The organism is Frankia sp. R82 (assembly GCF_023716925.1).
Taxonomy (GTDB): domain Bacteria; phylum Actinomycetota; class Actinomycetes; order Frankiales; family Frankiaceae; genus Frankia.
Genome location: NZ_JAMQQG010000357.1, coordinates 1 through 9,721 on the forward strand (window position 1 = coordinate 1; position 9,721 = coordinate 9,721).

5 protein-coding genes, 1 pseudogene and 1 riboswitch are annotated in these 9,721 nt (G+C 70.7%); of the genes and pseudogenes, 2 read left to right on the forward strand and 4 right to left on the reverse strand.

Going from position 1 to position 9,721, the window contains the following annotated elements; all coding sequences use genetic code 11:
• Positions 1–845: 23S rRNA (guanosine(2251)-2'-O)-methyltransferase RlmB (rlmB, locus tag ND747_RS28575; protein ID WP_251737361.1), on the forward strand; the 845-nt coding region annotated here is incomplete at its 5' end.
• A gap of 186 nt (positions 846–1,031) precedes the next feature.
• On the opposite strand, the gene ND747_RS28580 is transcribed toward rlmB, so the two are convergent.
• The 3 genes from ND747_RS28580 to ND747_RS28590 all read right to left on the reverse strand — a co-directional run bounded on the left by ND747_RS28580 (position 1,032) and on the right by ND747_RS28590 (position 5,650).
• Entirely contained in the window at positions 1,032–1,412 is a 381-nt protein-coding gene (locus ND747_RS28580; protein ID WP_251737362.1) for a transglycosylase family protein, read from the reverse strand.
• 2 nt (positions 1,413–1,414) lie between these two features.
• A riboswitch (cyclic di-AMP (ydaO/yuaA leader) is annotated at positions 1,415–1,590 on the reverse strand.
• A 446-nt stretch (positions 1,591–2,036) separates the two neighbouring features.
• Positions 2,037–3,749 carry a peptide deformylase gene (locus ND747_RS28585; protein WP_251737363.1) on the reverse strand — a complete coding sequence of 571 codons (1,713 nt, stop codon included), beginning with the start codon at positions 3,747–3,749 and terminating at the stop codon, positions 2,037–2,039.
• A 530-nt stretch (positions 3,750–4,279) separates the two neighbouring features.
• Positions 4,280–5,650 (reverse strand): lipase, encoded by a 1,371-nt coding sequence (locus tag ND747_RS28590; protein WP_251737364.1) that lies wholly within the window; start codon positions 5,648–5,650, stop codon positions 4,280–4,282.
• Positions 5,651–6,432: 782 nt separating this feature from the next.
• Here ND747_RS28590 and ND747_RS28595 point away from each other — a divergent pair.
• The gene (locus tag ND747_RS28595) at positions 6,433–8,283 is read left to right on the forward strand and encodes an ABC transporter ATP-binding protein (RefSeq protein ID WP_251737365.1); all 1,851 of its coding nucleotides are present in this window, start codon (positions 6,433–6,435) and stop codon (positions 8,281–8,283) included.
• Positions 8,284–8,287: 4 nt separating this feature from the next.
• On the opposite strand, the pseudogene ND747_RS28600 reads toward ND747_RS28595, so the two are convergent.
• Positions 8,288–9,721, reverse strand: a pseudogene (locus ND747_RS28600) (hypothetical protein); the annotation flags it as partial.

Genomic DNA, 9,721 nt, shown 5'->3' on the forward strand with positions numbered 1-9,721 from the left:
GCCCCGGGGTGGGGCGGTGGGTTAATGATGATCAGCTGGCCAGGGGTAAAGTCGCCCCTGGTCCAACCCCCGCCCGGGCCCGGCGCGGCACCGAGGCCGAGGAGCTCGTCGTCGGGCGTAACGCCGTGGTGGAGGCGCTGCGGGCCGGGGTGCCGTCGACGACGCTGTTCGTCGCCGCGGGCCTCGACTTCGACGAGCGGTTGGACGAGGCCCGCCGGCTGGCGACGCGCCGTGGCATTGCCGTGGTCGACACCGCCCGACCGGACCTGGACCGGATGTGCGGCACCGCACCGCACCAGGGGCTTGCGCTGGCAGTGCCGCCCTACCGCTACGCCCATCCCGACGATCTGCTCGCCCGGGTCCGGCCCGGGGCGAGCGGCCCGGCGGGTCTGGTGGTCGCCCTCGACGGGGTCACCGATCCGCGCAACCTCGGCGCGGTCGTGCGCTCCGCGGCGGCCTTCGGCGCCCAGGGCGTCGTCCTGCCCGAGCGGCGTGCGGCCGGGATGACGGCGGCGGCCTGGAAGACGTCGGCCGGGGCTGCGGCCCGGCTGCCGGTGGCCCGGGCCACCAATCTGGCGCGCACCCTGACCGCCTACGCCGAGGCGGGTCTGTTCCTGGTGGGTCTCGCTGCTGACGCCGAGCTGAGTCTCGACGAGCTCACGATGGCCGGTGACCCGATGGTCCTGGTGGTCGGCTCGGAGGGGCGTGGGCTGTCCCGGCTGGTCGAGCAGCGCTGCGATGTCACGGTGCGGATCCCGATGGTCGGTGAGGTCGAGTCCCTCAACGCCGGCGTCGCGGCCGCGGTGGCCCTCGCCGAGATCGCCCGCCGGCGACGCGGCGCCTGAGCCGCTGGCGCGCAGCTCCAAAAAGGGTCAGGCCCCGCCCCCGGGAGGAGGGGCGGGGCCTGGAAAGCCGCGCGCTGGGTCGCGTCGCCTCGCGCCGGTCGGCTCACGATCTGTCGAGCACGATCCCATCGATCATGTGCGGATCAGAACCGGCCGAGAGCGGATGTCGGCGCGGTGTTCGGGGCCTCAGATCCGGTGACCCCAGCAGGGCTTGGACGCGTACCACGGGCTGGTGCCCGCCTGGGCGTAGAGCTTGCGGGCCATCTGCCACTGCTGCGCGACACTGGCGTTCTGCGGCAGGCCCCGGCCGCCGAGACCGTGCCAGGTGCTCGGCAGGAACTGGAACAGGCCGCCCGCGCCGATGGAGTTCACCGCGTGCGGGTTGCCGCCGGACTCGCAGGGAACGACGGCACGCAGGAAATGGTCCGCGTTCGGGGCCGCGCTGGCCGGCTGGGACAGCATGAGCCCACCGCCCACGGAGGCGGCGAGAGTGGTGGCGAGAACTGCGGCACGAGTACTGAGCTTGATCCGGTTGAGGCCCCGACCGAGCGTACGAGCGTTGGACATTGAAGTGTCCTTCCCCACGCCTGCGAGGTGAGCTGTCGGGTTCGGGCTGGGAATGCCCGGCCACCAATGGTGGCTTCACCCCGAGGACGTCATCCTTCGACGCCCGGAAGTGGTTCCCCCGTTCCTGCCGCTGGTTTGGTTCCTATCGGGTGGGGGCAGGATTCGGCGTGCCACCCGATGTCTGCCGTCGCACGACGACATGGCTACGAACATAGCTGGGCGTGACCGGGGTAAATCAAGGGTCCGTGAAGATGGACACAATGCCTTCCGGAATATCGATTCGATCTTTTCTGCCGATTATCGCGCGGGTGCGTGCGCTCGATGCTAACCGGCTTCGGCACTGCTTTGGAACACCGGTTTTGAATTTGTTCGGCCACGTTGGCGAAAAAATAACACCGATCGCTGCGACCCTGGTCTCCGTGCGTGCCATAAAGTGCTTTGCGTGACGCCCCGGTGGCGATCGCGGCCGCTCGGATCCGAGTGCTTCCGGGTGGCCAGAACAATCAAACCATAAAAGATGTCTTCACGAACTGTACGTCGTTTGGGTGTACATCCGTCATAGCAGTACGTGTCGCATTTTTCGGACCTGTGGCGCGGCCACGGCGGGTGTCCGGCGGCTCGGCGTCAGGGGCTGTAGGTCCAGGCCGAGCCGGTTCCGCGGTACTGCTCGACGGGGATCGGTGCGCTGCCGGGGCGCATCCGGCCGGTGTAGAGCTGGCCGACCAGATGGTCGATCTCGTGGCCGACCAGCCGGGCGAGGCCCTGCCGGTAGACGGTGATGTGCCGGCGCCCGGAGATGTCGGTGTGCTCCACCTGCAGCTCCAGGGGACGGGGGACGAGTCCGCGGACGTCGAAGAAGCTCAGGCAGCCCTCGTACTGCTCGTCGGTCTCCGGCGATGACTCGATGACCCGCGGGTTGAGCAGGGTGAGAATGTCCCCGTCGGCGGAGCGCACGATCGCGGCGGCCCGGTTGATTCCGATCTGCGGTGCGGCGATGCCCATGCCCTTGCCGAAGGTGTGCAGGGCGGAGACGCGTTCCATCGCCGAGGACAGTTCGGCGACGACCCGCCGGGCGTCCTCGGCCTCGGTCGGCAGGTCGAAGGAGCGGGCGGGCTGTGTCAACGCCGCGTCGTCGGCCTGGACGATGCCGGCCGCCGCCATCTGTTCACTCGGGCGCGGGCCGGGGGTGGCCCAGCGGTGTGCCGTGCCCGGGCCATGGCCGTCGGTCCCGGCCCGGAAGTTCCATTCCAGTCGATAACGGGCATGCAGTGGCGGATTACTGGTCGACCAGGTGAAGACCCGGCGGTCGCCCTCGTCGGCCCGGGTGATCGCGGTTCGGAACGCGGATGCGTCCGCGGTCATCGAGGTCTCCATCCCCCAGACCACCGGATCGACCCGGGCCGGGAAGTCCAGCACCACCGACAGGCTGCTCGTCGGTACCCGGACGGCGCGCTGGAACCATGGCCCCCACTTCTCCTCGCCGACCTGGTAGGTGTAGTCGATCCAGGTTGATTCGCCCGGGTAGAGCGGAAAACGTCCGCTGCTGTTCTCGAACAGCAGCCAGACCTCCTTGAGCGCATCCCAGTCGGTCTTGATCTGCCAGGCCATCTGCTCTCGCCCGCAGTGGGCGCTCAGCCGCAGCTCCTCCCAGCGCAGCGGATTGCTGCGGTAGAGCCGGGCAGCCCGTTCCTGATCGCCGGGGAAACGATCGACGGAGATGCGCATGAGATATCGGGTCACCGGCTCGTCTCCGGTGTTGGTGATGCGGCGGCGCTGATGGGCGACGTACCTGCCGTCGTCGTAGCGCAGCCGTGCGCTGTCCTGTTCGACGAGGAGCCCGCCACCCGCGCCGGCACGCGCCCCCGGCCCGAAGACCGTCTCGGCGACGGAATCGTGCCCACTGGGCCCGGCCGGCCCGCCGGCAGGAGACTGGCCGTCGGAACCGACCGGACCGTCGGCACCGGGACCGGCCTCGGGACGGGCACCTGCGGGGCGGGGCTGGTGGGTCGAGCGCCCACCGGTGGCGGGCCCGAAGTGGGCGCCGGTCTCCCAGGGCCGGGCGGCGAGCTGGAAGTAGGCGCCCGGGATCCGCAGCGCGTCGGAGATGCGTTCGATCAGCGACAGCCGGGCGATATGGTCCTCACCCTGCATGATCCGGCTGACCCGGCTCTGGCTGAGCCCCTCGACCGGAGAGGCGATCCGGTTCTGGCTTGCCCCGTCGTACTTCTTCATCAGCCGGAAGGCGGTGCGAAAGTCCCGGGCGGCGCAGGCAGCCTGGAACTCGGCACGGGCCAGCAGCTCCGCGGAGACGCGGTAGGGGCCGGATTCGTAGGACATCGGCCGGCCCTCCGGGTGGCCGCGCACCCCTCGCCTGCGGACGGGCGCAGCGCCCGATGCGTGGCCCCGACTGACACGTCAGGATAACGGCGTTATGCCGCCCGGACACCGCGTTTGGGTGATCTCCGGTGGCCTGGTCCTGTCGTGCAGATGACACTCGGATGGTCTGGGTGGTCGTCGATTATCCGGCGCGGCGGTGTCCGCCAGTTGGCCGGCCGTAGTCCCGGCGAGGCCATATGAGAAGGGCATGCCTGACTGACGTTTCCGGCCGCTCCCGATCGGACGACCCTGGAGTCAGGCCGGCCCCGCCCCGCGTCGAGCCGCGACCTCCGCCGGGCGGGGCCGGCGCCCGGCCGCCGCGGTCGGATGCGTTGCCCCGCTTGGGAGGGAGGGGTAGCCGCGTCCGACCGTGGCGGCAAGCCGGGCCGCACTCGTCCGTTCGGGCCTGACCCGCTGCCCGGACGGTCGCCGGCAGGTGGCTCTGCCCTGTCCAAGCAGGGCCACCTGCCGGCTCAGTCGTCGGCGCCGGCTCAGCCGCCGGTGTCGTCGCGCAGCCGCAGGGTGACCCGGTCGGTGTCCGACGGCCAGGCGGGTACGTGCACGGTGGCGCGGTCCATGGTCACCCCGCGCGGGGTCACGGTCACCGCGATGGAGCGGTTGCCCGCGGGCAGGAACAGGTCCGCGCCGGTGACGAAGCCGACCGTGAAGTAGTTCGGCAGCGGCGCGGCGAGGTCGGTACGACCGTCGGCGCCCTGGTCGAACAGGAACACACGCAGGGTCAGTTTCGAACGCGGGGCGTTCGCCGCGTTCAGCACGTTCTGGCCGTCCACGGCCAGCTGGTCGCTCGCGGCGCCCTGGTCGCCCCGCCATTCCTGGCCGCGGATGACGACGAGATCGGTCTGTTTCGGGCTCACCGTCATCCCGCCGCCGATCTCCTCGGCCGGCCGACTGGTGAGCAGCCGGATCAGCCGGTCGCTGCGCCGGAACGGCTCGTAGTAGAAGTGGTGCACCGGCTCGCCGGGGCGGATGACGGCGAACTCGTAGCTGGCGGTGCCGTCGGCCCGCAGCGGGCCGAACGTGCCGTCGGGCGGCAGGTTGACGAAGCCCACCAGGCCCTGGGGCAGCCGTCGTCCGGTCAACGGATCGACCCGGTAGAGCTCGAGGCGGGCCGGACCGGCACCGGTGTTCGCCGGATACAGCACGGCCCGCCCGGCAAGCTCGATCGGGCCGGACTGGGCGGTCACCTCGGTGGTGAAGGGGGCCTGCCCGGTGAGGAACCGGTACATCTGCTTGAAGGTGCCCGCCGAGGTGAGCAGTTCGGCCCGGTCGTCGGCGGGGAAGCGCGCGTTCTGGGCGCCGTCGATGCGCCGGGTGGGGTCGCCGGTGCCCCACACGGCCAGGGTGCGCACCGCGCCCGGCGGCCCGGCGGGTTGCGGTCCGGCCACGCTGACCAGATGGGCGACCCGGGCAGCCCGCTCGGGGGTGCTGGCCAGATAGCGCACGGCAAGCTCGGCGCCCTCCGCCTGGGCCACCAGGTCGACGGCCGTGCGGCCGGTCAGGTTGAGCAGCCGGGTGATCTCGGCGTCGATCCGGGTGAAGATCTGATCCTGCGGCGGGTCCGGCACGGAGGCGTCGTAGTCGAGGGCAGTGATCCGGTCCGCCGGATAGCCGTTGCTGGCGAACCGCTGCGCCTGGACGTCGAACTGGTCGCCGGAACCCAGGTTTCCGGGCACGAAGAGGATGGGCAGCCGGGAGACATCCGGTGGCGCGGCGGGCCGCGCGATCGCCCGGGCGAGGGTGTCGGGGTCGGCTCCGGCCGCGTTCTGGCTGCCGCTTCCGGAACAGGCCGTGGCGGTTGCCAGCACGGCGAGGATCAGACCGATCCAGCGGCGGCGAGGCATGCCGCGCCCCTTCCTGCGGGAGGTCCGGCGGCCTCGGGCGCCGCTGCCGGAACTGAGTCGTGCAGGTGCGGACCGGCCCTGGGGAACCGGCCAGACAAGCCCAATCATCCAAGGTAACGACAAAAGATATCGTTTCCTGGCTCCATCCCGCACACACTTCGCCACGCGGGGCGACACCGTTGGGTAATTGATGGGACGGCCGTCCAGGCGTCGTGACGGCGGGCACGTCCACCCGCCGACGCGGACGCCCCTCCCGTCGGCCCGCCGGTCACCCCCGCCCTCACCACACCGCAACCGGCCCCAGAGCAAGATCTTTCCGTCCGGGCCGCTGTGGGGACGTATCAGGCACAAACTCCCCCACGGTGACCCATATGCATCCTGCACACCTGCAGCCCCCGACAATGGCGTCACAGAAGGTGACCGCGGTCGAGGGATGGTGTCGCCTTCTATGAATAAGCCAGCAGGATCCACCGTGGGCCGAAAACACCGTGGGCCACAACCGCTGCGATCACCATGCGGCCCACCGCCACCGCCACCGCCGGCGGCATCGGCATCGGCCTGCATCGGCATCGGCAGACCGTGCGGACCGCGCATCCCCGCCGGCCACGGTCGCTGGCTGCGGTCACGGGCGAATGGTCGGCCGCCCTATTCCTCGGCCTGGCCGGCCGACGTCCCGGGTACCCGGCGAAAAATGAGGTGCGATCGGCGCCGCCCACTGTCATCATGCACAGATGCGTGCCACGGGCGAAGAGATTCCCCGACAGCAGAAACAGCCACCTGTTTTGCGGGACGACGGACCGGCGGCCAGCGGTGTGCCGGGTCCGCATGCCGGCCTGCGTTTCCTGCTGGGTTTTGCCGCCACTTTCCGGGGATCGATGTTCGCGGTCATGGCGAGTTTCGCCGTGTCCAGCGTGGCGATCGCCGTGCTGCCGGTCCTCGTCGGCCGCCTGGTGCAGGCCGTGGCCCGCGAGGGCGGGTCGGCCAATGCGGTGTACGGGTACGCGTTGCTGCTCATCGGCGCCAACCTGGTGCACGACCTCTTCTGGCGCGGTGGCGAGGTGCTGTACCGCCGGCTGCTCGTGCACCACGGCTACGAGTGCGAGGACGTTCTTTTCGGTCGGGTTGTCGGGCAGCCCTACCCCTACTTCGTCGGTAAGTTCACCGGGAAGATCAGTAGCTTCGTCGCCACGGTGGGCCGCGAGTTCCGCGACATTCTCGACTCCACCTGCTTCACCTATGTCGAAATGCTGGTGCGCATTCCGGCGATAGTGCTCATCATGTTCGCCGTCAACCTGTGGTCGGGTCTGATCTTCCTGGCCGGGGTGCTGCTCATGCTGGTGATCGGCCGGCATACCGCCCGTCGCTCGTTCCGCGCCGAGAAGGAACTCGCCGACGAGACGTCGGAGATGGACGGCTATGTGATCGACATCATCGCGAACTTCGTCAGCGTGAAGTCGTTTCGCCAGGAGCAGGCCGAGTACGACGAGGTCCGCCGCCGGCGCCGGTTGGTCATCGACGCGGCCCGCCGATCGTCGCTGTGGGACATCGTGTTCTGGGCGTCGATGGCGCTGGTCGTGCGCTACCTGATCTGGCCGGCCTCGATCCTGCTCAACCTGTACCTCTACCGCAGCGGGCAACTCGGCCTGGCGGAGTTCGCCACGTTCCTGTCCGTGCTGGTGATGTTCTCGGACTTCATCTGGGTGATGGTGTGGGAGATCGCGCAGCTCAACCTACGGCTGGCCCGGGTCGAGGAGGCCTACCAGTACCTGTTCGGCGGTGCGCCGGTCGCGGTGGGATCGGGATCACCACTCCGACCCGGACCGGCCGCGCTCACCTCGGACGGCATGAACGGCATGAACGGCATGGACGGGACTGGTCCGTCACCGGGGCGCGGTCGGCTGGAGCTGCGCGGCCTGACCTTCGCCTATCCGGACAGTCCCACCCGCCCGGTGCTGTCCGACCTCACGCTGGAGATCGGGATCGGCGAGAAGGTCGGGGTCGTCGGCCGCAGCGGAAGCGGAAAGACGACCCTGGTGAAGCTGTTGCTGGGCTACTACCCCCTGCCGGTCGGCGCGGTGCTCGTAGACGGGCGCCCCACGTCGAACGACCGGCTCGGCGCGGCGATCTCGTACGTCCCGCAGGACACCGCGCTGTTCCACCGGTCGATCCGCGACAACATCACCTATGGCGCCGCCATGGCGGTGACCGAGCAGCAGGTCGAGGCGGCCGCGACCCGGGCCCACGCGCACGGCTTCATCACTCGTACCTCGCAGGGATACGACACCCTGGTGGGGGAGCGCGGGATCCGGCTGTCCACCGGTCAGCGCCAGCGGATCGCGATCGCCCGGGCCTTTCTAGACGACAAACCGATCCTGATCCTGGACGAGGCGACCAGCGCCCTGGACAGCGAGAGCGAGGTGCTTGTCCAACATGCCCTTGAGCAGCTCTGGGCCGACAAGACCGTGATCGCGGTAGCCCACCGGTTGTCGACCCTGCGCAACATGCACCGGATCATCGTGCTGGCCGACGGGGAGATCGTCGAGCAGGGCACACATCCGGAACTGCTCGCGGTCGGCGGTCGCTACCACGCCCTGTGGGAGCGCCAGAGCGGCGGGATGCTGCCGGTCGACTGACCGGTCAGCCGGTGGTGTCGGGAAGGCGCACGGAGTGAACGTTCGGCGGTCCGGCGACGTCCACATCCACGTTGACGTTGACGTTGACGTCGGGGGTGTCGACGTCGGGGGTGAGATCCGAAAGGTCAAGACCGAGGGCGGGATCGATGCCGAGGTTGAGGGCGGCATCGCCGATCAGGCCCGGTAGCGCGGAGAAGGCCGACGACCACAGCGCCGGCAGTGCGATCCCCGACCATCCGCCGCAGGTGGGATCGGTGGTGGAGACGGCACGCCCGGCCGTGCTCTGCCCGGCCGTGGTCTGTCCGGACCTGCTCTGTCCGGACCTGCTCTGTCCGGCCATGGTCTGCCCGGCGAGGGCATGAGCGGCCAGGGCCCGCGCCGCCAGGATCTGCAGGGGTGAGGCACCCGCGGGCACGGTTGCGACCGGGGCCGCTGCGCCGCTGCCACCGGACGAGCTCCCGGCGCCGGTGGAGGACCCACCCGAGCCCGTGGGCCGTGTGGTTGCCGAGTCCGCAGATCCTGAACCGGTGGAGGCGCCCGCCGCGGTGCGTAGCTGGGCAGGCTGGACATCGTTGCGCGCGGCGTTGCCGGACCCAGTCCGGGATTCGGTGCCGAGAGCCCGGGCGATGTCGCCGCCGACCGCGATCCAGTCGGCGAGCGAGGTCGGCCACACGATCCGGCTAGAACGCGCCGCCTGCCCGCCCGAGCCGGCACCGGCGCCGAGAACGCTGCGCCAGTCGACGGTGCTGCTCCAACCGGTGCCCGTGGGCAGGCCCGCGGAGGTGGAGCCGGCGGCGAGGCTGCCCGTCCCGCTGGAACCGGCACCCGCCGGGGCCGTCCCGTACGACCCGGCACCGTACGACCCGGCACCCAGTGACCCACCGCCGTACGACCCGGCACCCAGCGACCTGCCGCCGGGCGATCCGGCACCCAACGGAGATGTGGGGTCGGAGCCGCCTGCGGTGCTGCCGGGCCAGCCCAGCAGCGGAGGAGCCAGGGCCGACGAGCGTGGTCCGGTCCTCGCGCCGGCTGGTCCCGCGCCGTCGTCGGGGGTGGAGACCGGCGCCTGCAGGCCGGACGTGCCGAACACGATCAGGGCGGTGACGGCCGCGGCAACCGCGGTTGCGGCCATGCTGGGCAGGAGCGCGCCGCGGCGTAGCCGCCGGGCGGCCAGCTGGTCTGCGTCGGCCCGGGTTCGGGCATGCCGGCCCCGCCTGGTCGCGGTGTCCGCCTCCCGCACCGCGGCGATCGAGCCGACGGCGACCTCCGCCGCCGCGACATCCGAGTCGCTCGCGGCGTCCAAGCTCGTCACGATGTCAGCACCGGGGGTGGCGTCCGCGCCGGCGGTCGCGCTGACGGGGTCCGCCGCAATGGTGATGATGCTGGTGGCCAGGCCCGTGGCGGGGATGAGGACGCTGGAGCCGGCGGCGGCCGCGGC

What these genes read in the sequence shown, in the direction of transcription:
- ND747_RS28580 (WP_251737362.1), bottom strand. Translation starts at nt 1,412, where the DNA reads ATGTCCAACGCTCGTACGCTCGGTCGGGGCCTCAACCGGATCAAGCTC.
- ND747_RS28585 (WP_251737363.1), bottom strand. Translation starts at nt 3,749, where the DNA reads ATGTCCTACGAATCCGGCCCCTACCGCGTCTCCGCGGAGCTGCTGGCC.
- ND747_RS28590 (WP_251737364.1), bottom strand. Translation starts at nt 5,650, where the DNA reads ATGCCTCGCCGCCGCTGGATCGGTCTGATCCTCGCCGTGCTGGCAACC.